Raw genomic sequence first — 24,551 nt, forward strand, 5'->3', positions numbered from 1 at the left:
CTAGCGTCTAAGACAAAAAGTGATTTTTTTCAAATACGGGCTTGTTTTTTGCTGGCTTTATCGACAAAATGATTATTCAACAAACAAACAGTCACGTTTTCTAAAAAATAGTGCAAAAAGCTGTTGACTGTCGGGTCTGTAATTAGCATAATGCGCCCCGCAACGCCGACGAAGGTTATGCAAAAAAAGATGGCTATGTAGCTCAGCTGGTTAGAGCACAACACTCATAATGTTGGGGTCACAGGTTCGAATCCCGTCATAGCCACCATTATTTGCGGGAGTGGCGAAATTGGTAGACGCACCAGATTTAGGTTCTGGCGCCGCAAGGTGTGCAAGTTCAAGTCTTGTCTCCCGCACCATTTTCCTTCTCGGTAGCATTGAATTTAAGATTGGGGTATCGCCAAGCGGTAAGGCACCAGGTTTTGATCCTGGCATTCCCAGGTTCGAATCCTGGTACCCCAGCCATCTTAAAACAATCAATAGTAGAATTCCCGGATGGGGTATCGCCAAGCGGTAAGGCACCAGGTTTTGATCCTGGCATTCCCAGGTTCGAATCCTGGTACCCCAGCCATCTACTATCCTACCTAGAGTTGCACAATTCATTTCAAAGAAATTATATATGGCTATGTAGCTCAGTTGGTTAGAGCACAACACTCATAATGTTGGGGTCACAGGTTCGAATCCCGTCGTAGCTACCATTTCTTTTGTTGGGGTATCGCCAAGCGGTAAGGCACCAGGTTTTGATCCTGGCATTCCCAGGTTCGAATCCTGGTACCCCAGCCATTCTCTTTTCAATATCACTTAAATTAACGCCTATTCTCTCTTTCTCTGCCTAAACTATCTTAATTTTGCTTATCGATTTTATTGATAAATTAAATAAAAAATAAAAAAATAGCAGATAACTCCATTTTTTAATAGGTTGAGGCTTCATCTCTACTGTTTTTTATATTTCTATCTCTATTTTTAGCTTAAATGATGACTTTTTGGTAGTTTCTTTATTTATTTAATTCCAATATTATCGGATAACCAATAGCTTAATCGCTTAAAGTGATATTAAAGCAACATTTAGCTCATAAAATTTACGTTTGCATAACTTTTCTATCAAATATGTGACTTCAATCATTTCTCTATAACTGCTGAAAGTGGTAATCTGCGCTCGAATTGTAGTTAGGTATGATTATTACCAGTTAAATTATTATCAACCTCTGGTACTAATAGATTCAGCCCCTTCTTCCATTCCAACTAAATTAGTTCTCAGAAACTCTAATAAAAGTTTTAAACCTAATAATTATAAATTGCCAAACGCAACATTTTTACAGAGAAAATTTATGCGAAACATGATAAAGCAACCAATATATAAGATTTTATATGTTCAGGTAATCGTAGCCATCGTTCTGGGTATCGCACTTGGCCACTTTTTTCCAAACATTGGAGAATCATTAAAACCGCTTGGTGATGCATTCATCAAAATCGTTAAAATGATTATTGCGCCAGTTATCTTCTTAACTGTTGTTACTGGTATATCTGGCATGTCAAACATGAAGGCCGTTGGTAGCGTCGCAGGTAAAGCGATGCTCTACTTCATCACTTTCTCGACCATCGCCCTCGTCATCGGTCTTATCGTCGCGAATATCATTCGCCCAGGTTCAGGCCTTAATATTGATCCGGCAACCCTTGATAGCACTAAAGTTGCCACCTACGTTGAAAAAGCACACGAATCTTCGATAGTTGGCTTCTTGATGAATATCATCCCTGATACCGTCATTAGTCCATTAGTAAACGGCAACATCCTGCAAGTTCTATTTATTGCTGTCATTTTCGGATTAGCATTAGCTGCAACAGGTAAACACGGCGAGCCCATTGTAAAACTACTACAAAACTTCTCTGAACCTGTGTTCAAAATGGTTGCGATGCTCATGAAACTCGCACCTATCGGGGCATTTGGCGCAATGGCATTTACTATTGGTAAATATGGAATATCCTCTATCGGCAACTTAATGATGCTGATTATGACGTTCTATATTACCTCACTGTTGTTCGTCTTACTTGTTCTGGGTGCAGTTGCTAAATACAACGGCTTCTCCATCATTGCGCTAATTAAATATATCAAAGACGAGCTATGGTTAGTTTTAGGTACCTCTTCTTCCGAAGCGGCACTGCCAAGCTTAATGCGCAAAATGGAGCATGCAGGGTGTGAAAAATCGGTTGTCGGGTTAGTTATCCCAACGGGTTATTCATTCAATCTTGATGGTACGAATATTTATATGACGATGGCTGCATTGTTTATTGCCCAAGCCACTAATATTGAGCTCACTATTTGGCAACAAATTTCGTTGCTGTTAGTTGCGATGATCAGCTCAAAAGGTGCAGCTGGTGTGACGGGTGCAGGGTTTATTACCTTAGCAGCCACACTGATGGTGGTGCCAAGCGTTCCTGTCGCAGGTATGGCGCTTATTTTAGGTATCGACCGTTTTATGTCTGAGTGCCGTGCATTAACTAACTTAGTGGGTAACGCATGTGCGTGTATCGTTGTTGCGCGTTGGGAAAAAGAACTCGACACAGAAAAACTGGCTCATGCATTTTCAGCAAAAAATGAAACATTAGATTCAGTGATTACTGAAGATGACAGCATCAATACAGACACAAGTAATATTCAGCCGGTTGATTTAGCTAATAATAAATAACCATAACTTCTTCACTTAATAATAAATAGGCCGCTAATTAGCGGCCTATTTATTATATTCAAGATAATTTCTATAAACCTAAAGCATACTTCAACGCCAGCTTTTTCGCTTCTCCAGCACGCTGTGCCGCCATCAACCCAAGGTTCCTAACTATTTTCAATCCTGGTAACTTTTCACTAAATGCCATATAAAATACGTCCATTCCAGCTTGCATAATTAAATTATCAGGCAAACGACGGCGTTGATAACGCTTCAATACATCAAGGGAATGCCAAGGTTGTATGTATTCGCGCGCGTAAATCACTTCTTTCAACAACGCATCAACATCTCGGTAGCCTAAATTCACTCCCTGCCCCGCTAATGGATTAATGGTATGAGCGGCATCACCAATCAATGCTAATCCATCTATTACATAGCGACGAGCATGATGACGAGTCAGTGGAAATGCCCCTGACGCAATTGCGGTAACAGGCCCTAAACGTTCAGGGAAAGCTTCAGAAATCGCTCCCGTCAACTGTTCCATTGACATGCCTTGTAAACGCCTAATCTTTGCAGGGCTGTCATACCAGACTAATGAAGCCCAATTATCATACAGCGGTAAAAATGCCCTAGGCCCTGATGGAAAAAACTGCTGCCATGTTTTATCTTGCTGAGACTGCTGTGTTTGAATGCTAATCAACATACATGATTGGCGATACTGCCAGCCACGGCTACCAATCCCTGCCATTTTGCGGACCTGCGAATTCGCGCCATCAGCTCCAATAACAAGCTTAGCTTGCAGAGCTCGGCCATCATCTAATGCTAATATCCACTCTTCTTGTGACTTAGGTTGGTATAAATTGATAAGTCTCGCAGGGCAGACAAGGTCTAGATTGCTGTATTTTTCACATTCTTGCCATAATGCAAGCTGTAACACACGGTTTTCTACCATAAACCCAAGTTCAGGCAACCCAAGACTCTGAGCATCAAAAACCACATTGCTCTCTGGCTCTTCCCATGTTTCTAACTGACGATATGGAGCACTTCGCATTGTCTTAACATGTTGCCAAGCCCCTAATTGCTCCAACAATTCAACAGAAGCACGGCTAATCGCAGAAATACGAACATCTGGAGCACTTTGTGGGTCAAAGGCCGCAGGTTGTGCTTTTTCAAGCAAAGCGACTCGCATGCCTTCTTGAGCAAAGCCCAATGCTGCTGCCGCGCCAGTCATACCTGCGCCAACGACGACAACATCATAAGATTCGATTAATTTATTCATACGTTCGCTACTATTTATTGTTTAATAAAGATTGTTGTTTGATAACAGTGACCACGTTGATAAAGGTATTGTACCGAAAAATGATGATCCTCACAGGAAATATAAGCATTGAAGGCTTAGAGGTTATTCGAGCCCTTCATCTTTATAACCTTACAAACAGTGTATTTTGCCGAAAACACTTTAATTTGCACAAAAAACAACCACAATTTTGCAACATCCTCTGGTCACTGATGCCGCAAATGAATACAATACGTGCTAATTTTAAAACAATAGGCAAATTGCCTGCCCTTAGATTTCGTGTGGTGATATTATTTTAAATATCTTTGCATTTATCCCATCATACAATGATGTCCTTAATCAAAATGCATGCGAGTTCCCAAATATAAAGGGTAGGACTTTGGATTTACAACGCGTTTCGGAGTCCATTACACTAGCCGCTTCGAAAACACCGGATATACGACATGTCGACGAATAAAAAGCTATACATTAAAACTTGGGGTTGCCAGATGAATGAGTATGACTCATCCAAAATGGTTTCTTTATTAGAAAATACCCATGGTTATCAACTCACTGAAATTGCTGAAGAAGCAGATTTATTACTGCTTAATACCTGTTCAATTCGTGAAAAAGCACAAGAAAAAGTCTTCCATCAACTTGGTCGTTGGAAGTTTTTTAAAGACAAAAACCCTGACATTATTATTGGTGTAGGCGGCTGTGTCGCTTCACAAGAAGGGGATTTTATTCGCCAACGTGCACCAAGCGTTGACATCGTTTTCGGCCCGCAAACTTTGCACCGTTTGCCTGAGATGATTAACCAAGTTCAAGGTACGCGCAGCCCAGTTATTGATATCAGCTTCCCTGAAATTGAAAAATTTGACCGTTTACCCGAACCTCGTGCTGAAGGGCCAACGGCTTTCGTTTCGATTATGGAAGGCTGTAATAAGTATTGCACCTTCTGCGTAGTGCCTTATACCCGTGGTGAAGAAGTTAGCCGCCCTTGTGATGATATTCTATTTGAAATCGCACAGTTAGCTGCACAAGGTGTGCGTGAAGTTAACTTACTGGGTCAAAACGTGAATGCTTACCGCGGTGAGACCTTTGATGGTGAAATTTGCTCATTTGCAGAATTACTGCGTTTAGTTGCAGCTATTGATGGTATCGACCGTGTTCGCTTTACCACTAGCCACCCAATTGAATTTACTGACGATATCATCGAAGTTTACCGGGATACTCCAGAATTAGTCAGCTTCTTGCATCTACCCGTGCAAAGTGGCTCAGACCGCGTTCTAACGATGATGAAACGTGCTCATACGGCACTTGAATACAAAGCCATTATTCGCAAACTACGCGAAGCACGCCCTGGTATTCTTATCAGTTCAGACTTTATCGTGGGCTTCCCCGGTGAAACAACCGAAGACTTCGAAAAAACCATGAAACTGATTGCTGACGTGAATTTTGACATGAGCTACAGCTTTGTTTATTCCGCACGTCCTGGCACACCCGCTGCAGATTTACCTGACGACGTAACGGAAGATGAGAAAAAACAGCGTCTATACTTACTGCAACAGCGCATTAATCAGCAGGCATTAAGCTTCAGCCGCCAAATGGTGGGAACCATTCAACGTATCTTAGTTGAAGGAACATCGCGTAAAAATGTTATGGAGCTGTCTGGACGTACTGAAAATAACCGTGTTGTGAACTTTGAAGGTACACCGGATATGATTGGTAAATTTGTGGATGTCGAAATTGTGGATGTTTATACCAACTCATTACGCGGTAAAGTCATTCGTACAGAAGATCAAATGGGTCTTCGCGTTCATGAATCGCCAGAGTCTGTTATTGCACGCACCCGTAAAGAAGATGAGCTAGGTGTTGGTAGTTTTCAGCCCTAAGCCACAACCATAGGATATTCAGTGACCGAGACAAAAAATTTGCAAATCGCAACACAAGAAATCTTTCTAGAACCCGCAGATAACCAACGTTTAATGAGCCTCTGCGGGCCATTTGACGATAATATCAAGCAGCTAGAACGCCGCCTTGCTATCGAAATTAATCGCCGTGATAACCGTTTTAAGTTATCGGGTAAGCCGCTGAACGTTCAAGCGGCCAGCAAAATTTTGCGTCAACTGTATGTTGATACCGCGCCTGTGCGCGGTGTTATCCCTGATATCGACCCTGAAAATATTCACTTAGCCATTCTGGATAGCCGTGTTTTAGAGCAATCCGCCGATAGCGTTCCTGACTACGGTAAAGCGGTGAATATTAAGACTAAACGTGGTGTGATCAAACCACGCACCCCAAATCAAGCGCAATATATCGCCAATATTTTAGACCATGATATTACGTTTGGCATTGGCCCTGCGGGAACTGGGAAAACCTATTTAGCGGTAGCCGCGGCAGTTGATGCCTTAGAACGCCAAGAAGTTCGCCGCATTCTGCTTACGCGCCCTGCTGTTGAAGCAGGTGAGAAACTTGGTTTTTTACCGGGCGACCTCAGCCAAAAAGTCGACCCTTACCTGCGCCCACTTTATGATGCGCTATTCGAAATGTTAGGCTTTGAAAAAGTTGAAAAACTGATTGAGCGTAATGTTATCGAAGTCGCGCCGCTGGCCTATATGCGTGGCCGTACGTTGAATGATGCTTTTATTATTTTAGATGAGAGCCAAAACACCACCATCGAGCAGATGAAGATGTTTTTAACACGTATTGGCTTTAATTCTAAAGCGGTTGTGACGGGAGACATTACTCAGGTTGACTTGCCTCGCGGTAGTAAATCAGGATTACGTCATGCCATTGAAGTGCTCTCCGAAGTCGATGATTTAAGATTCAATTTCTTCCACAGTGAAGATGTGGTTCGTCATCCTGTTGTTGCCAAAGTCGTCATGGCTTATGAAGCATGGGAAGAACAAGACAATAAACGTCGCCAACAGTTACGTGAAGAAAAAGAACAGCAAAAGCAATTTGAAAAGCAGGAAAATCTATAAATGAGTGACATTATTCTCGATTTACAAATTGCGTGCGAAAACCCTGAAGGCTTGCCTCCTGAAGCCGAATTTCAGCGTTGGTTAACAGCTGTTTTGCCTAAATTTCAAGCACAAAGTGAAGTCACTATTAGGGTGGTTGATGAACCCGAAAGCCATCACTTAAACTTAACCTATCGTGGCAAAGACAAACCGACCAACGTGTTGTCATTCCCCTTTGAGGCTCCGCCAGAAATTGAGCTGCCTTTGCTCGGTGATTTAATTATCTGTCGCCAAGTTGTTGAGCAAGAAGCTATCGAGCAACAAAAAACGGCAGAAGAACACTGGGCTCATATGGTCGTTCATGGTTGCCTTCATCTTTTAGGCTATGATCATATTGAAGATGATGAAGCAGAAGAAATGGAAAGTTTAGAAACCGAAATTCTGGCTGAATTAGGCTACGAAGACCCATATCTTGCAGAAAAAGAGTGACCTAACTATAATTTTTTGAGATATCTTTCTCAAAGAAAGCATTATTTTACAAAAAACTGACGGTTATTTTGCAGATAAACCGTCAATTTTGTGCTAAAAAAGAATGTAGCAAACTGTTTTTATTAACTAACCTAAGCTCCAAATACTTTGACTTGGGCTACTTTTGGTACCAAGTGCAGCCAACAACGCTGCGGTTCGAGATACGACGAGTGAATACTCTAAATAATTCGAATTGCAGCTAAGCGGCAAGCTAGGATATCTCGATGAGCATACATAAGTATGTGATTCGAGTAGCCGAGTGCAGCCAACAACGCTGCGGTTCGAAGTATGACGAGTATTTTTTGAGGAAAAAAAAATTAACCGCCATGAGCGACGATAACTCTTCGAGTAGCGATAACCCTGGTCCTAAGAAAGGGTTCTTTGCACTGTTAAATCACCTATTTCATGGTGAACCTAAAAATCGTGATGATTTGGTCGAATTAATCCGCGACTCTGAACAGAACGATTTGATCGATCCTGACACCCGCGAAATGCTTGAAGGGGTAATGGATATCGCGGATCAACGCGTGCGCGACATTATGATCCCGCGTTCCCAAATTGTTACCTTAAAACGTAATCAAACGCTTGATGAGTGCCTTGATGTCATTATTGACTCTGCTCACTCACGCTTCCCTGTTATTAGTGAAGACAAAGACCATATCGAAGGGTTATTGATGGCAAAAGATTTACTGCCATTTATGCGTACCGACGCAGAGCCTTTTAGTATCGATAAGGTATTACGCCAAGCGGTTGTTGTACCTGAAAGTAAGCGAGTAGACAGACTACTCAAAGAATTCCGCTCTCAACGCTATCATATGGCTATCGTTATTGATGAGTTTGGTGGTGTTTCTGGTCTAGTAACCATTGAAGATATTTTAGAGCTCATCGTAGGCGAAATCGAAGACGAGTATGACGACCAAGACGATGTTGATGTTCGCCAGCTTAGCCGCCATTCTTATTCTGTCCGCGCCCTGACGCAGATTGAAGATTTCAATGAAGCCTTTGGGACTCATTTTAGTGACGAAGAAGTTGATACGGTCGGTGGCCTCGTTATGCAAGCCTTTGGTCATCTACCTTCTCGTGGTGAAACCATAACCATAGACAACTATCAATTTAAAGTTGCGATGGCAGATAGTCGCCGGATCCTTCTGCTTCACGTAAAAATCCCAGACGACGCGCCAGTTCCAACTTTGGAAGAAGAAAAGACTTAATGAACTCAACGTCTATTTATCAAAGTCAGCGGTTGCAGTTACTGCTGGCTTTAATTTTCGGAGCCAGTGGAACGCTGGCTTTTTCGCCTTTTGACATCTGGCCTGCCGCACTACTTTCTATCCTTTTCCTCCAATTACTGACCTTGCAGCGCACGGTCAAGCAATCTTTTGCTATCGGCTTTGCTTGGGGATTTGGCCTATTCGGTAGTGGCGTTAACTGGGTTTACGTCAGCATTGCAGATTTTGGCGGCATGCCAGGCCCTGTTAACGTATTTATTGTTATTCTTTTAGCGGCATACCTTTCTTTTTATACCGGGCTTTTTGGCGCATTGATGGCTAAATTTGCCCCACATGCCAATATTTGGCGTTTAGTCTTTTTTGCCCCAGCACTGTGGCAGGTTACTGAGTTTTTACGTGGTTGGGTTCTCACTGGTTTTCCATGGCTGCAATTTGGTTATAGCCAAATTGATGGGCCGATGAAAGCTCTCGCTCCTATATTTGGGGTGGAAATGATTACGTTGCTATTATTTAGCATCAGTGGTCTGCTAGTACTCGCTATCCTACGCCGCAGCTTTATCGCGCTCGCTGTTGCGGCTGCCTTAATTTTTGCCCCATTAATTGCCAAAAATGTACAATGGTTTACCTCCCTTGAAGACAAGAAAATGGAAGTGGCACTGGTTCAAGGCAACATTCCCCAATCAATGAAGTGGGAAGCCAGCTTCTTACAACAAACCAAAGACACCTATATGGAGCTCTCTCGCCCTTATATCGGTAAAGCGTCTTTGATTGTTTGGCCTGAATCGGCAGTACCTTCCGTTGAGCTCGACAACCAAACGTGGCTTAAATCTCTCGACCAATTACTGGCAGAGTCGAACACTCAGTTAATTACGGGTATTGTGGATGCACGCCCGATGGATGGTGAATATACTTTTTATAATACAATCATTGTATTAGGCGATAAAAAACCGTATTTATATCCATCTAAAAACCGCTATAACAAACACCATTTAGTGCCATTTGGTGAATATGTACCTTTAGAAGATTTACTGCGCCCTATCGCACCGTTCTTTAATTTGCCGATGTCGGGTTTTAGCCGTGGCGATTATGAACAAGCGCAATTAGCAGTTGGTAATATTCATCTAACGGCTGCGATTTGCTATGAAATTATTTTAGGTACACAGGTCAGAGATAACTTTAAGCCTGATAGCGACTACTTACTTACTGTTTCAAATGATGCGTGGTTTGGAAAATCCATAGGCCCTTGGCAACACTTCCAAATGGCACGGATGCGCTCTTTGGAGTTAGGCCGCCCACTGTTGCGCTCAACCAATAATGGTATCACCGCAGTGATCAGTGCAGATGGCTCTATTCAGGATATGCTGCCACAATTTAAAACGGCAACACTGGCTACTGAAGTCACCCCAACAACAGGGCTGACTCCTTACGCACGTTGGAGTAATTATCCGATGTGGGGAGTGGTCGTGGTATTTGGTATTCTCGGTTTTGCTATGAATAGGCGTCAAAAGTAACGATGTTAACCCCACCTCGATGTCTATAAATGAGGTGGGGAAACTAGCTAAGCAACTAATAACCCTCGTACATCTGCAATTTTCACTGTCACAATACAACCTGCATTGAATTGTAAAAAATCATCTTCAATACCATCGGAAAAAATAACGCCGTTATCGGGCATTAATGACTCCACCGCTAACGGGTTGCTCGGCTCTATCGTGCCAAATACCCATCTGGTTCCTGTCGTTTTACTTAAAAACGGCTCCCTAACACTAAACTGTAACTTACATTCCTCCCAGCCAAATCCTTGTGCTAACGGATGATTATTCCCTCCCATAATTGCCTGTGCCCCCGCTAAAATAGATTGAAACCACCCCGTTGACCCAAGTCCGGTCGATATAATAATTCCAGAGGATGATTGAAACTCTTGTTCTCCATTCCAGTTCAATAAATAACGTGCCGATGTGTGGCTTTTCGGGCCAATAAATAAATCGTTCACCGCCAGTAGTGATTGCCCGTCATTGGTTGTTGCCTGTGCAAAGGTCACTGATTTTTGTTCAACCTGACCTTTCAATGTTTTCGTTACCACCTCCTGTAATTGACTAATTTCAAATGGCAGTAGTTTTCCATCCCACCTTGCAGGATCGGGGTTAATCGCAATAACGGGCTGCCCTTTTAAATACTTTAACGTATTAGCCACTAAGCCATCCTGCCCAATCACGACGATAATGTCCTGCTTAGAAAATTGGTAGCTTGGTAATAATTTTCTTTCCAATAATTGAAATCGGCCTAAAGACTTCAAAATTGATTCAGCTTGAACTAATTGCCGCTGATATAAATCATGTTCATTCAAGTAATCATCGACTTCCACATGATTATGTTCCAAATAAAATTTTGCCTGAGGCCATGTATTGAAACGTTCAATGAGCTCCTGTAAGCGAGTTTTACGTATCACGAGAATGAATCGGGCATCATCAATCTTATTCATTATTTCGCCCCTTTTTTCATTAGCTGTCCAAATAAATCAGGGGAAATATTTAACTCGCCAATTTTTCCTGCATTTTGTGCTAATGATTCAAATGCCATTGCCATCAATTGCTCTGGTCCCATTTTCGCCAACGCAAGCGCTTTTAAGTTCTCCACTGGTAATTGGCTATAAGCTTTCATTTTAGATTCAATCGCATAGGCATCTGCATCAGATTGGATCCGTTGGTTTTCCACGCTAAGTGCCACCAACTCATTACGTTTTGCTTCCGCACTCACCTGTGCTGTTAATTCTTCTTGCTTAATCTCTGCACGTTCACGTAACAACTTACGTTCATTATCAAGGCGAGCTTCTTCAATTTGCTGCTTTTTGGCCTGCACAGATAAATCAGTTTCTAGCTCAGCTTCTTTAATCGTCCTTTCTTGTTCGACAGAAAATTTTCGTCTGGCATAGATAGCGTCATCCGCTTCTTTCAAAATGGATTCTCTCGCTTGTGCTTCTAATGCTTTGAGGGTTTCAGGTGAAGGTGCAATTGCTGCAATGGAAACATCTAAAATAGCGATGCCTAATGACTCGATTGCAGCTTGTTCTGCAAGTTGCTTGCTAACTAATGTCACCAATGATTGGCTAATCAATAATGCATCTCGTAATGAAGTAGTTTGTATCTTAGCTTGGATAATAGTTTGAGCCGCACGCACTACCCTGTCGCTCAGTTTAAGTGGATCTTCAGATGCATAGCTTTTTCCATCTTTAGTTAAGTTAAAATTTAAAACATCCGCCGTTTTTTCGGCAGCGACTACCTGAAAAGAAATTTGTCCCTGAATACGTAAACTTTGGAAATCAGAAGATTGTAAATTAAAAATAAAGGGGGCTTCTTGTGCATTCAATGGAAGCGCCGCAATAGAGGTTTTATCCGAGTTATACCAAAAACTGAGCCCCTTACCTTGTTTACGCACTTTTCCATTCACTGATTGAATAACAAAAGTTGATGAGTCTGCTTTGAAATATTTAAAGTTAAACATAGTGCACTCCTCATTAATGTCCTTAAGACTTTAATTTATTATTGTCTTATAGACAAAAAGAAGTCAAGAAATAAATGTCCTAATGACAATAACTATTTTTATCTGTATGATTTCCCCCTAAACTTCACCTTTGAATTTGAGTGGTAACAATATGAATGAAAAAGAATTTCTTGCTAGCTATGACAGAAAGGATTATTTATCACCTTTACTCACTGTCGATGCCGTTTTGTTTGCTTACCATGAAAACACGTTGAAGGTATTACTGGTTGAACGAGCTAGTTTCCCCGAAAAGGGGAAATGGGGTTTGCCGGGAGGATTTATTGATGAGCAACATGATCAAACCTTAGAAGAAGCTATTTTACGTAAACTAAAAGAAAAAACAGGCGTGATCCCCCCTTATATTGAGCAGCTTTGTACAGTTGGAAACCACCAACGTGATCCACGCGGTTGGTCTGTCACTGTTTGTTATACCGCTCTAATTGCTTACCAAGCCTGTGAAGCCCATATTGATACAGTAGATTCTGTCAGGTGGGTCTCTATTGATGAAATAGATCAGCTTTCTCTTGCGTTCGACCATTTTAAACTCTATCAACAAGCGAGAGAACGTCTAAAGCAAAAATCACTTTATTCGATAGTTCCAGGCTTTGCATTACCTGAAGTTTTTACCTTAGCTGAACTTCAACATGTCCATGAAGTTCTGATTGGTAAGCCCCTGCAAAATAAATCATTTAGGCGCCGACTTGAACAAGCGGATTTGTTGATTGATACTGGAGAGAAACGCCATGAGCGCGGTCGCCCTGCTAATTTATATCGCTTAAAACCACAATCAGCGGATTACCGTTTTATTCGTAATTTGGAATTTTAATTTTTGAACTGCCTGATAAATCAATATTATCAGGCACCGCAATGAATGCTATTGGCAAATCGCAGGGGTCACAATATAAGTAAAAATGAGTTTGTTAGACTTATGGTAATTATGCGTAATGCCTTCAGGGAACATTCCATGCAAAATATCCATACCTGCATTTTTACCGCAGTAGTTGCGGTTCAAAATTTCACGCATATTTTGCTGCCAGCTATCGCCTTCCAATACGTTATCAGGGATCCCTTTGATGGTGTATTGGTAAAATAACATGCCATTTTTCGCGGTGACTTCAGTCAATAGAGTCACATCATCAATCAGCATAGGTAATGATTCTGCCATGTCAGACAGAAAAATGCCCCGTAACATCGTTGGGTCATCATCTCCTTTAGCATTAAAGGCATTAATTTTATCTTCTGTTGAATTAGCTTTTATTTCATCATAACGCTGTTCTATTTGTGAATTTTCGATCGTTCCTGACGGTTGTTCCGGTACTGTTTTCTCTTCCACCTCAGGGGAACATCCCGCGATTAGTATCACACCTAAAAATAATCCAACCACTTTTTTAAACATAGCCATCCCATTCACCTATTTTATTATTTATATAGCCGAATGAGTTTACCATAATGATAAATTAAACTTATAGGCAGAAAAATCCCCTTTTTTAGCCCAAAGGGGATGATAGAAAACTAAAAAGATGCCAACCACATACGCATTTTTAAGCCATAAGAACTCGTCCAACCCGATGTAAAACTGACTAGCTCACCGTTATCAATCACCATAAAAGTGGGAGTCGCACTGACCCCAACCGCATTGGAAAGTTGCCCGCTTATATCGTTGATCACAGGAAAGGTTAGCTCCTTGTTTTCCATCCCCTTGATTAAGCGAGATGTTTCACCTGAACGTATCGCTACCGAAATAATTGGCATACCTGATTGGCTTAATTCTGATACCGTTGGCGAAGTCAAATTACAGACCCCACACCACGTCGCCCAGAAATAAACCAATATCGGTTTTTCTTTACTTAACTCTGCCAATGAAACCGTCTCACCGTTGGCCAGAGTGTGTTGTTCCAATAATACAGGCGCAAGGGTTTGTGGCTTGCGCCATAAATCCATCACTGTAAAGGCAATAAATAAAATAATTGCCAAAACAATAATTTCTTTAGACCATTTTTTTATTTTATTCATATAGTTGCTTACCTATTTGGTATCAAATAGTACAAATCAATGATGTAAGAAACCAAAACATCCACTTAAAATGAATGCTTTAGCATTTAATTAAATATTTGTTTTCCTATCCTCTAATTCTAGAGTTTTGGATTGTTTAATCTTTATCCTCTAATTTTAGAGTTTGGATTGTTTAATCTTTATCCTCTAATTCTAGAGTTTGGATTATTTAATCTTTATCCTCTAATTTTAGAGTTTGGATTATTTAATCTTTATCCTCTAAATAATTCGCGTTGTGGCTAGGCGGCAAACGAGACTATTGTGGGGAGCATACACAAGTATGTGACTCACGTAGTCGAGAGCAGCCAACAACGCCACAGCGCGAAATATGACGAGGATAACGAGGATTATTTGAGCTTAGCCAACTGCTCCTTCACTACCGCCTCAAACTGCTGTGCATCAATAGCACCTGGGATCAACTCATCACCTACCAATGTTGCTGGCGTACCATTCACACCCAATTTCTCTGCCAACATCATATTGGTGCGAATGCCATCACGGCTCTTATCACTGGCTTTCAGTTTATCGTTTCCTGTCGCTTTAAGCGCATCTTTGATATTGGCATCTGATAGCATGCCTTGTTTTTGCATAAATTTGTGGTGTAGAGCTTCAAATGCTTTCGGGTCTTCTTGCCACAGCGTCATGGTTAACTGAGCTGAATCCATTGAAGTCTGGCCTTTAAATGGTAAGTATTTAATTACCACAGCCACATCATCAGGGTATTTTTTCACAAGATCCATCAGTTGTGGGTCGAAACGCTTACAGAATGGGCAGTTAAAATCAGTAAAATTAACCAAAACTAACTTGGCATCTTTTTTACCGATACGCGGGCTAGTTGGGTCATTAAACAAAGCATCGTGCTCCGCTTTTAACGTTTCTTTCATTTGGGCTTGTTGTCTTTCCCCTTGTTTAGCTTGCAGGGCAACAATCGCTTCTTCCAAAATTTCTGGGTTTTCAATCAAAGTATCACGCACTAATTTACGCACTTGCGCTTCTTGGTCTGCACTTAAAGGTGCCGCTTGTGCTACTGACCCCATCATTAGCGACGAAAATAAAACGGCTAAGATTGTTTTTTTCATTTTGTGGCTCCTTTGGCCTGATTCATAACGGATATTAGCGATTCACGGTCAAGTATTGTTGACAGTACTTCGCCTTCGGCCAAGTTAGGGCCATAAATTTGATTAAATGGAACAGCGACCTGCCCACGTTTTTGTAAAAATGCCGTAATTTCAGGTGAAGGTTTGGTCCAATCACCCCGTAAAGCAACAACATCAGGTTCACTAAGTAGCTGTTGGATATCATCTCTCAGTAGTACATTGTATTTATTTGCCTTACAAGTCACACACCATTCAGCAGTAACATCAATAAAGACGCGCTTGTTATCCGCCAGCGCAGCCGTAATCGCTTGCTCAGTCAAAGGTTGCCAATTTACGGTATCTTTAACGAGAGAACGGCTGCCGGAATGCTGTTCTTGCGTCATCCAAACAAACCCACCAGCAAAAACGGCAAATAATATGAATGGCAAGATAGCTGCCCTTACACCTCGTTTTATCGCGATAAAAACAACTAATAATACTAAGAAAATGACAGCAATCGCCGTCGAAGTAGGCACACCAAAATGTGGTATTAATAAGCTAATTAACCATAAGCTAGATACCAGCATCATTAACCCTAGTATGGCGCGTAATTTCAGCATCCACATACCTGGTTTTGGTAGTAAGCGAGAGATAGCCGGAAAAGCAGCGATCAGTAACCACGGTAAACTCATACCGATACCTAATGCGGTGAAGATCAACCACAACTCTTCCATCGGCGCTGCCAGTGCAAATGCTACGGCTGTGCCCAAAAATGGTGCAGAGCAAGGTGTTGCCAATAATGTCGCGAATACCCCTTGCCAAAAATGACCGCTGCTACCATGCCCCCCAGCTGTTGCCAAGCGTGTATTGGCCTTGCTACCTAAGTTGATTTCAAATAAGCCAAATAAATTTGCAGTAAATAGCGCTGTTACCAATACCATAAAACCGATAAACCATGGGTTTTGGAACTGAATACCCCAACCAACAGCTTGTTGACCGACTCGTAATAACGTCATCAATAGCGCCAGTAACCAAAAGGAAACTAAAATACCAAGAGATGACAATAAAAACTGACGGCGAATGGTATTTTGCTCACCATGAGGCACCATCAATACAGAGCCAAGTTTCATCGCTAACACAGGCAGAACGCATGGCATCAGATTAAGGATCAAGCCCCCCAAAAGTGCAAATAGCATCACCTGCCATAACGAAGCACCACTCACTTTTGATGCTATCGTGCCAGTAAATGTACTCACTTGATGACTAATTTGCTGCGAAATTTCGCCATCTGCAACCACAAAAGAAACTGTTTTACCGGTTAAATCGGGAGACTCGCCTCCCCAATCATCACCAACATCTATTGTTGCTGTTAAATGATTGCCTGTTGTCTCTATTACAGGCACGCCTAATGCTGCACCTTCAACCACATCAGTAAAAATGTTAGGTTGTTCCCACGAATTTCCTGAACTTTTTTGTAATTCAATGATTAGCTTATCATTGGTAAAGCCAACTTTGGTTTGCTCTACTAAGCCACTAGATGGTGGAACCGCCCCTTTGGCTTGGTTAAATGCCCAAGTAAAGTCAGCAGGAGCTGGCTCTGTTAAATCGAGTTCAAACGGGTAATCGGTTAAAATACACACATTACTGCAGGTTGATAACGTGAGTGTTCCAGCAAGTTTATCGAGCTTTTCATTACTTGTGACTGTAATGGGGAAAACAATATCTCCCATATAGCCTTGAGTTGAAACACCCGCGACATCAAAGCGACCAGGTGTTGGCCATTGCCAATCTGTTGATTCAACAGGTGACGACCATACAATTTCAGGTGCGACTCCGCCTTCGCCAGGCGAACGCCAATAGGTTTTCCACCCGTCATCAAGTTTTACATCGAGCAAAATGTCGATTTTGCCATTTTCCTGTGCCGAACTTAATAACCTGACCTGCGCATGCCGTGGAGTGTTGTCATTCATCCACCCCGTATTCGCAGGTTGCAACCACCCCGTATCTGCAGCGTATAAACTGCTCGAAAATAGTGCAAAAAATATAAAAAATGAATTAATTAAAAAACGCATTGTTTCCTCCAGAATAAATTACACAAACGAGTCCCTATCCGTTGTGTGCTAATTCCGAAGATTACAAAATTGTAAGTGTCGTCTGACTCTTGGAGGGGCATGCTTCTCTTCATTATTTGCTCTAGATATAAATAGATTAGTACAAAATAAAGTTAGCGCAGCCAAAGAAAGAAACATGAAGAAGAATGGTTCAAGAACAGCAGGTAGCAAAGTCATTAATGACTTAGCACTCAGTTCACAGCTGGAAAGATGTGTACCGCTGCTATCACTTTGTTTTACCTGTGATTGATCGATATAAGAAACGTGAGTACCCGTGTTAATTTGTGCTTGCGCTAATACATCTGGCACAAAAAAATTGGCGAGCAAACGCTCTCCGACGGCACGTTGATTCATACAAACCAATACCATCAGACAGGCGAATATCACTAATCCTTTACCTAATTTTAAATGCCTGTTCATGCGCATCTTGGTATAACTTCCTGAAATAACACTAATTATGCGACTTTGACAACCATAACGATAAAAACCTATCTTTGACTAATACCGTTACCCCATCTATAAGTTAAATAGAGGTTACATCTTACACAGCAAAACATTCCGTACAAGTGCCATCAGCTAACTTTACAAATATCACCCTCTTTTTCAGTAAACAAAAATGCAGTTCTACCAAAACTAGGCACGCAAATTGCTTTATCTAATATATGGCATGAAACGAAGATAACTTGCACCTTAACAGTGCATGATTATCAGTTTAAGACAATTTTAGATGGTAAATCACCATGTTAGTGCGGTAATTCAAAAATTACCCAAATAATATGCGAGACAGCTCCCGAAATTGAAACAATTCGTTTTCATTAATTAACAAATTTAATTACTTTTTAACAACAATAAAACATATAGCGGATAATCGCGGAATTGTCTAAATCTGCGAAATATTTGCAAACACAACACTACGAAACCACAGTAATTCAGGCGTTATCTCGCGATAGCACCTTAAAAATTACAACGGGTTTACACCGATGTTCTAAAGGAGTTGTAACTATGCGTATAAGTAAACTTGTATTATCGATGATGATTTTAGGTGCAACCTGCGCAGTCCAAGCAGAGGAGTTAAACGGCACCCTGAAAAAAATCAAAGACAACGGTGTAATAGTTGTTGGTCATCGTGAATCTTCCGTACCTTTCTCTTACTATGATAATAGCCAGAAAGTGGTTGGTTACTCACAGGATTATTCAAATGCCATTGTTGATGCAGTGAAGAAAAAATTAAACATGCCTGATCTGCAAGTCAAACTCATTCCAATCACATCACAAAACCGTATTCCACTCCTGCAAAATGGCACATTTGATTTTGAATGTGGTTCAACAACCAATAATGTAGAAAGACAAAAACAAGCCGCTTTCTCTAACACAATCTTTGTGGTTGGGACGCGCTTACTCACTAAAGGTGACTCTGGTGTGAAAGACTTTGCTGACTTAGCCGGTAAAAATGTCGTCGTGACCTCAGGTACAACTTCTGAAATTCTGTTGAATCAGTTAAATGATGAAAAAAATATGAAAATGCGCATTATCAGTGCGAAAGACCATGGTGATTCGTTCCGTACCTTAGAATCAGGTCGTGCTGTTGCCTTTATGATGGACGATGCGTTGTTAGCAGGTGAGCGTGCAAAAGCGAAGAAACCGGATATCTGGGAAATCGTTGGCAAGCCGCAAACCGAAGAAGCTTATGGCTGTATGTTGCGTAAAGATGACCCTCAATTTAAAGCGCTTATCGATGAAACCATTGCGAATGCACAAACATCAGGTGTCGCTGAAAAATCCTTTGATCGCTGGTTCAACCAACCTATTCCTCCGAAAAATCTGAACCTGAAATTTACGTTATCCGATGAAATGAAAGCCTTATTTAAAGAACCAAATGATAAAGCATTAAACTAATAAAAAGACAAACAGGGTATTACTGAAGTAAGAATTGCAAGGCGGTCGTTCCCCGCCTTGCATCCTCTTTTACGACAGTATTCGGGAATTTCATTGCCCACAGGAAGTCAATATTATGTCTATTAATTGGAATTGGGGGATTTTCCTTCAGGAAGCCCCTTTTGGGAATACCACCTACTTAGGGTGGTTAATATCTGGCCTCGAAGTCACCGTAACACTTTCTATTTGCGCCTGGATCATCGCATTTTTAGTCGGTTCATTTTTCGGTATTTTACGTACCGTACCTAACCGCTTTTTAGCTTTTTTAGGTACCGCTTACGTAGAATTATTCCGTAACGTACCGCTTATCGTACAATTTTTTACTTGGTATTTAGTTATTCCAGAACTTCTCCCTCGTTCAATCGGGGATTGGTTTAAAATGGAATTGGATCCTAATTATCAATTCTTTATTTCCTCAATGCTTTGCCTTGGGTTATTCACCGCAGCACGAATGACTGAGCAAGTACGTGCAGCCATTCAGTCACTGCCTAGAGGGCAAAAAAGTGCCGCACTCGCAATGGGGCTCACTTTGCCACAAACCTATCGCTACGTTCTATTACCCAATGCCTATCGGGTCATTTTGCCACCAATGACCTCAGAAATGTTGAACTTGGTTAAAAACTCAGCCATTGCGTCAACCATTGGCTTAGTCGATATGGCAGCACAAGCAGGAAAGCTATTGGACTATTCTGCTCACGCATGGGAATCCTTTACCGCAATTACATTAGCTTATGTCGGTATTAACGTCATTATCATGATTTTGATGACGTTATTAGAGCGCAAAGTTCGCTTACCAGGCACCATTGGAGGGCGATAAAATGATGTATGAATTTGATTGGAGCTCAATTGCTCCGAGTATGCCCTTTTTAATCGATGGCTTCATTGTCACTGCGAAAATTACACTGACCGCGATAGTGGTGGGAATTTTGTGGGGAACGGTTTTGGCCGTGATGCGGTTATCCACATTCAAGCCAATCAGCTGGTTTGCAGCCCTGTATGTGAATACATTCCGTTCTATTCCGTTGGTTATGGTTTTGCTGTGGTTCTACTTAATCGTTCCTAGCTTATTACAAAATGTTCTAGGCTTATCACCAAAAAATGATATTCGTTTAATTTCTGCAATGATAGCCTTCTCTCTTTTTGAAGCAGCTTATTATTCTGAAATTATTCGTGCGGGTATTCAAAGTATTTCACGAGGACAAGCTTCTGCGGCGTTAGCTTTGGGAATGACAAATATGCAAACCATGCGGCTCGTGGTATTACCGCAAGCCTTTAAAGCCATGGTGCCGCTGTTGTTAACTCAAGGAATTGTTCTGTTTCAGGACTCATCACTCGTGTATGTACTCAGTTTGACAGACTTTTTCCGTACTGCCACCAATATTGGTGAGCGTGATGGGACACAAGTAGAGATGGTACTGTTTGCGGGTCTGGTGTACTTTATTATCAGTTTTGGCGCTTCTATGTTAGTGAATTATCTTAAGAAAAGGACTGTTTCATGATAACCCTGAAAAATGTATCCAAATGGTATGGCCAGTTTCAGGTGCTTACAGACTGCACAACTGAAGTTAAAAAAGGTGAAGTTGTGGTTGTGTGCGGGCCATCTGGTTCTGGTAAATCCACATTAATAAAAACAGTGAATGGTTTAGAACCAATTCAACAGGGTGAGATTTTTGTGAATGATATTCAAGTTAATAACAAAAAAACTGACCTTGCAAAACTTCGCTCTAAAGTTGGGATGGTATTCCAACACTTCGAGCTATTTCCTCATTTGTCGATTATTGAAAATCTGACATTGGCGCAAGTTAAAGTATTAAACCGCGATAAAAAAGAAGCTGAAGCAAAAGGTTTGAAATTATTGGAACGCGTGGGTTTATCCAGTCATGCCAATAAATTCCCAGCTCAGCTTTCAGGGGGACAACAACAACGTGTCGCTATTGCTCGAGCGCTGTGTATGGATCCTATCGCCATGTTGTTCGATGAACCAACATCGGCCCTTGACCCTGAAATGATCAATGAAGTACTCGATGTTATGGTTGAGCTCGCCAATGAAGGAATGACCATGATGGTGGTGACCCATGAAATGGGCTTCGCCAAAAAAGTGGCTAATCGCGTTATTTTTATGGATGAAGGCAAGATTGTCGAAGACAGTAAAAAAGAAGACTTTTTCGCTAACCCACAATCTGATCGTGCAAAAGATTTCCTCGCAAAAATTCTCCATTAATCTTTCTCAGGGAGCCATTAGGCTCCCTAGCCTTAACACACATTCATGCGGGACAATATTGTTGCACTATGAGTATTGCCTAAGCGAATAAATCAACAACAACTTGCTGAATTTGAAATAGTTCACGAAACCACTACCATTTCACTGGTTTTTTAGTTAAGTTGTTTGGTTATCAGCGTTAAATATCCTGATCCGTTCCCCGAAAAACAATATCCAGCTTCCCCCTATTAGGTTCAGCTAATCAACTATTGTTGTTTTCGGTGTAGATCCGCTATGCTATGCGGATCTCAATTAAGAAAGACATTCACGCTACAGATGTAGCCTTTATTCACCATAGGATTATCGGTGCCATGCAAGAACAATATCGTCCAGAAGATATAGAGCCTAAAGTACAGCGTCACTGGGATGAAAAAGCAACTTTCAAAGTGACAGAAGACAACAGCAAAGAAAAATACTATTGCCTGTCCATGCTACCTTACCCTTCTGGTCGACTACACATGGGCCACGTACGTAACTACACCATGGGTGACGTTATCTCTCGTTACCAACGTTTGTTGGGGAAAAACGTTCTCCAACCAATTGGTTGGGATGCGTTTGGTCTACCTGCTGAAGGTGCTGCGGTTAAAAATAATACTGCTCCTGCGCCATGGACTTACGCCAATATCGATTACATGAAAAACCAGCTAAAAATGCTCGGTTTCGGTTACGATTGGGATCGCGAAGTCACCACTTGTACTCCTGAATATTACCGTTGGGAACAATGGTTCTTTACTAAACTGTATGAAAAAGGTTTAGTGTACAAAAAAACCTCTGCGGTTAACTGGTGCCCTCACGACTTAACTGTTTTGGCGAATGAACAAGTGGTTGATGGCTGCTGCTGGCGTTGTGACACCCCTGTTGAGCGCAAAGAAATCCCACAGTGGTTTATTAAAATTACCGACTACGCAGAAGAGCTGCTCAACGACCTCGACAAATTAGATGACTGGCCAGAGCAAGTCAAAACCATGCAGCGCAACTGGATCGGCCGTTCCGAAGGGACTGAGATCACATTCAATGTTGCAGACCGTGATGAAACCTTAACAGTCTATACCACTCGCCCTGATACCTTTATGGGGGCAACTTATGTGGCTGTTGCAGCGGGTCACCCTCTGGCTAAAGAAGCCGCGACAAATAACCCTGAATTAGCCCAATTTATTGATGAATGCCGTAACACCAAAACTGCGGAAGCGGATATGGCGACCATGGATAAAAAAGGCATGGCAACCGGCTTATTCGTTATTCATCCATTAACCCAAGAAAAACTGCCAATTTGGGTCGCTAACTTTGTTTTAATGGAATACGGTACTGGCGCAGTTATGGCCGTTCCTGCTCACGACCAACGTGACTGGGAATTCGCCCACAAATACAACTTACCCATCAAAGCGGTTATTGCCGATGCTGATGGCAACGAGCCTGATTTATCCCAAGAAGCGATGACTGAGAAAAATGCACTGATTAACTCAGGTGAATTCAGTGGATTAGACCACCAAGCGGGTTTCAATGCTATTTCAGATAAACTCGTTGCTCTGGGTGCTGGTCAACGCAAGGTAAACTACCGCTTACGTGACTGGGGTGTTTCACGTCAACGCTACTGGGGTGCTCCAATCCCAATGGCAACATTGGAAGATGGCACTGTGGTTCCGGTTCCTGAAGATCAGTTACCTGTCATTTTGCCAGAAGATGTCGTAATGAACGGTATTACAAGCCCGATTAAAGCAGATCCTGAATGGGCTAAAATGACCATTAATGGTCAACCTGCATTACGTGAAACCGATACCTTCGATACCTTCATGGAATCTTCTTGGTACTATGCTCGTTATACCTGCCCGCAATATGACGACGGCATGTTAGACCCTGAGGCAGCAAACTACTGGTTACCGGTTGACCAATATATTGGTGGTATCGAACACGCCATCATGCACTTAATGTATTTCCGCTTCTTCCATAAGTTGATGCGTGATGCAGGGTTAGTCAACTCCGATGAACCAGCAAAACGCTTACTGTGCCAAGGCATGGTGCTGGCTGATGCATTCTACTACACAGGTAGCGATGGCCAACGTGTTTGGGTTTCCCCAGCCGATGTCATTGTTGAACGTGACGACAAAAACCGTATAACTAAAGCGGTAGACAATGAAGGTCATGAACTGGTGTATACCGGTATGAGCAAAATGTCTAAGTCGAAAAACAACGGTATTGACCCTCAATTAATGGTCGAAAAATACGGTGCGGATACTGTTCGTCTGTTTATGATGTTTGCTGCTCCACCAGAGTTAACCCTTGAGTGGCAAGAATCCAGCGTTGAAGGGGCTAACCGCTTCGTGCGTCGCGTTTGGCGTTTAGTGCATGAGCATTCACAAAAAGGTGCAACTTCACCTCTAGATATCAGCACATTAACACCAGAACAAAAAGACTTACGTCGTGACCTGCACAAAACAATCGCGAAAGTCTCCGATGATTTCAGTCGTCGTTATGCATTTAACACTGCGATTGCCGCTATCATGGAGTTCTTGAACAAATTAGTTCGTGCACCACAGGAAACTGAGCAAGACCGTGCATTAGTACAAGAGTCTCTCGAAGCAATCACACTGATGCTATCTCCAATCATTCCACATGCTTGCTTTGAAATGTGGAAAGCGCTCGGTCACCAAACAGACATCGATTTCGCACAATGGCCAGTTGCTGATGAAACAGCCATGATTGACGATACCAAACTGGTTGTCGTTCAAGTTAATGGCAAGGTTCGTGGTCGCATTACCGTTCCGGCTGATGCAAACCAAGAATTTGTCCTAGATATGGCAAAAAATGAACCGAGCGTAGCGAAATACCTTGAAGGTGTTAGCATCCGCAAAGTAATCTATGTCCCAGGCAAATTGCTTAACCTTGTTGTAGGTTAATATTAGGTTATTGGCTGATAA

General features: G+C 41.9%; 20 protein-coding genes and 6 tRNA genes. 18 read left to right on the plus strand and 8 right to left on the minus strand.

The features are described 5' to 3' along the window. The first annotated feature begins 191 nt into the window (after positions 1 to 191). From PR725_RS19795 to PR725_RS19825, 7 genes are all read left to right on the plus strand, one after another. Positions 192 to 268, plus strand: a tRNA-Met gene (locus PR725_RS19795). Positions 269 to 274: 6 nt separating this feature from the next. Beyond that, positions 275 to 359: transfer RNA gene (locus PR725_RS19800), tRNA-Leu, on the plus strand. Positions 360 to 390: 31 nt separating this feature from the next. Next, positions 391 to 465, plus strand: a tRNA-Gln gene (locus PR725_RS19805). 31 nt (positions 466 to 496) lie between these two features. Next, positions 497 to 571, plus strand: a tRNA-Gln gene (locus tag PR725_RS19810). Positions 572 to 621: 50 nt separating this feature from the next. Further along, positions 622 to 698: transfer RNA gene (locus PR725_RS19815), tRNA-Met, on the plus strand. 10 nt (positions 699 to 708) lie between these two features. Next, positions 709 to 783: transfer RNA gene (locus tag PR725_RS19820), tRNA-Gln, on the plus strand. Positions 784 to 1,328: 545 nt separating this feature from the next. After that, positions 1,329 to 2,684: a dicarboxylate/amino acid:cation symporter gene (locus PR725_RS19825; RefSeq protein ID WP_272570188.1), complete on the plus strand. Its 1,356-nt coding sequence runs from the start codon at positions 1,329 to 1,331 to the stop codon at positions 2,682 to 2,684. Between the two features lie 70 nt (positions 2,685 to 2,754). Here the strand turns inward: PR725_RS19825 and ubiF are convergent, their stop codons facing one another. Beyond that, positions 2,755 to 3,942, minus strand: a complete 1,188-nt coding sequence (gene ubiF / locus PR725_RS19830) for a 3-demethoxyubiquinol 3-hydroxylase (protein ID WP_211888881.1) — start codon at positions 3,940 to 3,942, stop codon at positions 2,755 to 2,757. Positions 3,943 to 4,403: 461 nt separating this feature from the next. Here ubiF and miaB point away from each other — a divergent pair, with 461 nt between their 5' ends. From miaB to lnt, 5 genes are all read left to right on the plus strand, one after another. After that, on the plus strand, positions 4,404 to 5,834 hold the full coding sequence (gene miaB / locus PR725_RS19835; protein WP_004908990.1) for a tRNA (N6-isopentenyl adenosine(37)-C2)-methylthiotransferase MiaB: 1,431 nt from the start codon (positions 4,404 to 4,406) through the stop codon (positions 5,832 to 5,834). Positions 5,835 to 5,873: 39 nt separating this feature from the next. Continuing rightward, positions 5,874 to 6,926, plus strand: coding sequence for a PhoH family protein (locus PR725_RS19840; protein ID WP_272570212.1), 1,053 nt, complete (start codon positions 5,874 to 5,876; stop codon positions 6,924 to 6,926). After that, positions 6,927 to 7,394 carry an rRNA maturation RNase YbeY gene (ybeY, locus tag PR725_RS19845; RefSeq protein ID WP_004908987.1) on the plus strand — a complete coding sequence of 156 codons (468 nt, stop codon included), beginning with the start codon at positions 6,927 to 6,929 and terminating at the stop codon, positions 7,392 to 7,394. A 365-nt stretch (positions 7,395 to 7,759) separates the two neighbouring features. Further along, a complete protein-coding gene (gene corC / locus PR725_RS19850) occupies positions 7,760 to 8,644 on the plus strand; it encodes a CNNM family magnesium/cobalt transport protein CorC (protein WP_004908986.1) in 885 nt (294 codons plus the stop codon). Continuing rightward, positions 8,644 to 10,173, plus strand: coding sequence for an apolipoprotein N-acyltransferase (gene lnt / locus PR725_RS19855; RefSeq protein ID WP_272570189.1), 1,530 nt, complete (start codon positions 8,644 to 8,646; stop codon positions 10,171 to 10,173). The genes corC and lnt overlap by 1 nt, the downstream gene beginning before the upstream one ends. 47 nt (positions 10,174 to 10,220) lie before the next feature. Here the strand turns inward: lnt and PR725_RS19860 are convergent, their stop codons facing one another. Both PR725_RS19860 and PR725_RS19865 read right to left on the minus strand, forming a co-directional pair. Beyond that, entirely contained in the window at positions 10,221 to 11,144 is a 924-nt protein-coding gene (locus PR725_RS19860; protein ID WP_109913201.1) for a sugar kinase, read from the minus strand. Beyond that, positions 11,144 to 12,163 (minus strand): SPFH domain-containing protein, encoded by a 1,020-nt coding sequence (locus PR725_RS19865; RefSeq protein WP_272570191.1) that lies wholly within the window; start codon positions 12,161 to 12,163, stop codon positions 11,144 to 11,146. Before PR725_RS19865 ends, PR725_RS19860 begins: the two co-directional genes overlap by 1 nt. A gap of 151 nt (positions 12,164 to 12,314) precedes the next feature. Between PR725_RS19865 and PR725_RS19870 the strand changes: the two genes are divergently transcribed. Next, complete coding sequence (locus tag PR725_RS19870; RefSeq protein WP_004908966.1) at positions 12,315 to 13,028, plus strand: NUDIX hydrolase; 714 nt, start codon at positions 12,315 to 12,317, stop codon at positions 13,026 to 13,028. Positions 13,029 to 13,076: 48 nt separating this feature from the next. On the opposite strand, the gene PR725_RS19875 is transcribed toward PR725_RS19870, so the two are convergent. The 5 genes from PR725_RS19875 to PR725_RS19895 all read right to left on the minus strand — a co-directional run bounded on the left by PR725_RS19875 (position 13,077) and on the right by PR725_RS19895 (position 17,861). Then, complete coding sequence (locus PR725_RS19875; protein ID WP_117162198.1) at positions 13,077 to 13,604, minus strand: protein K; 528 nt, start codon at positions 13,602 to 13,604, stop codon at positions 13,077 to 13,079. A 110-nt stretch (positions 13,605 to 13,714) separates the two neighbouring features. Further along, a complete protein-coding gene (locus PR725_RS19880) occupies positions 13,715 to 14,215 on the minus strand; it encodes a protein disulfide oxidoreductase (RefSeq protein ID WP_004908960.1) in 501 nt (166 codons plus the stop codon). Between the two features lie 386 nt (positions 14,216 to 14,601). Then, on the minus strand, positions 14,602 to 15,333 hold the full coding sequence (locus PR725_RS19885; protein ID WP_004908958.1) for a DsbA family protein: 732 nt from the start codon (positions 15,331 to 15,333) through the stop codon (positions 14,602 to 14,604). Further along, the gene (locus PR725_RS19890) at positions 15,330 to 17,402 is read right to left on the minus strand and encodes a protein-disulfide reductase DsbD family protein (protein WP_109913203.1); all 2,073 of its coding nucleotides are present in this window, start codon (positions 17,400 to 17,402) and stop codon (positions 15,330 to 15,332) included. Before PR725_RS19890 ends, PR725_RS19885 begins: the two co-directional genes overlap by 4 nt. A gap of 48 nt (positions 17,403 to 17,450) precedes the next feature. Continuing rightward, positions 17,451 to 17,861: a hypothetical protein gene (locus PR725_RS19895; RefSeq protein ID WP_042851762.1), complete on the minus strand. Its 411-nt coding sequence runs from the start codon at positions 17,859 to 17,861 to the stop codon at positions 17,451 to 17,453. A gap of 582 nt (positions 17,862 to 18,443) precedes the next feature. On the opposite strand from PR725_RS19895, the gene PR725_RS19900 reads away from it, so the two are divergent. From PR725_RS19900 to leuS, 5 genes are all read left to right on the plus strand, one after another. Beyond that, positions 18,444 to 19,337, plus strand: coding sequence for an amino acid ABC transporter substrate-binding protein (locus tag PR725_RS19900; protein ID WP_004908948.1), 894 nt, complete (start codon positions 18,444 to 18,446; stop codon positions 19,335 to 19,337). Between the two features lie 115 nt (positions 19,338 to 19,452). Beyond that, on the plus strand, positions 19,453 to 20,193 hold the full coding sequence (locus PR725_RS19905) for an amino acid ABC transporter permease (RefSeq protein ID WP_109913204.1): 741 nt from the start codon (positions 19,453 to 19,455) through the stop codon (positions 20,191 to 20,193). A gap of 4 nt (positions 20,194 to 20,197) precedes the next feature. After that, positions 20,198 to 20,875, plus strand: coding sequence for a glutamate/aspartate ABC transporter permease GltK (gene gltK / locus PR725_RS19910; RefSeq protein ID WP_109913215.1), 678 nt, complete (start codon positions 20,198 to 20,200; stop codon positions 20,873 to 20,875). After that, positions 20,872 to 21,597 carry an amino acid ABC transporter ATP-binding protein gene (locus tag PR725_RS19915; RefSeq protein WP_004257041.1) on the plus strand — a complete coding sequence of 242 codons (726 nt, stop codon included), beginning with the start codon at positions 20,872 to 20,874 and terminating at the stop codon, positions 21,595 to 21,597. Before gltK ends, PR725_RS19915 begins: the two co-directional genes overlap by 4 nt. Positions 21,598 to 21,947: 350 nt before the next feature. After that, on the plus strand, positions 21,948 to 24,530 hold the full coding sequence (gene leuS / locus PR725_RS19920) for a leucine--tRNA ligase (protein WP_004908941.1): 2,583 nt from the start codon (positions 21,948 to 21,950) through the stop codon (positions 24,528 to 24,530). The last annotated feature ends 21 nt before the right edge of the window (positions 24,531 to 24,551 follow it).

Origin of the sequence: Providencia sp. PROV255, from assembly GCF_028478065.1 — a bacterium.
GTDB lineage: Bacteria > Pseudomonadota > Gammaproteobacteria > Enterobacterales > Enterobacteriaceae > Providencia > Providencia rettgeri.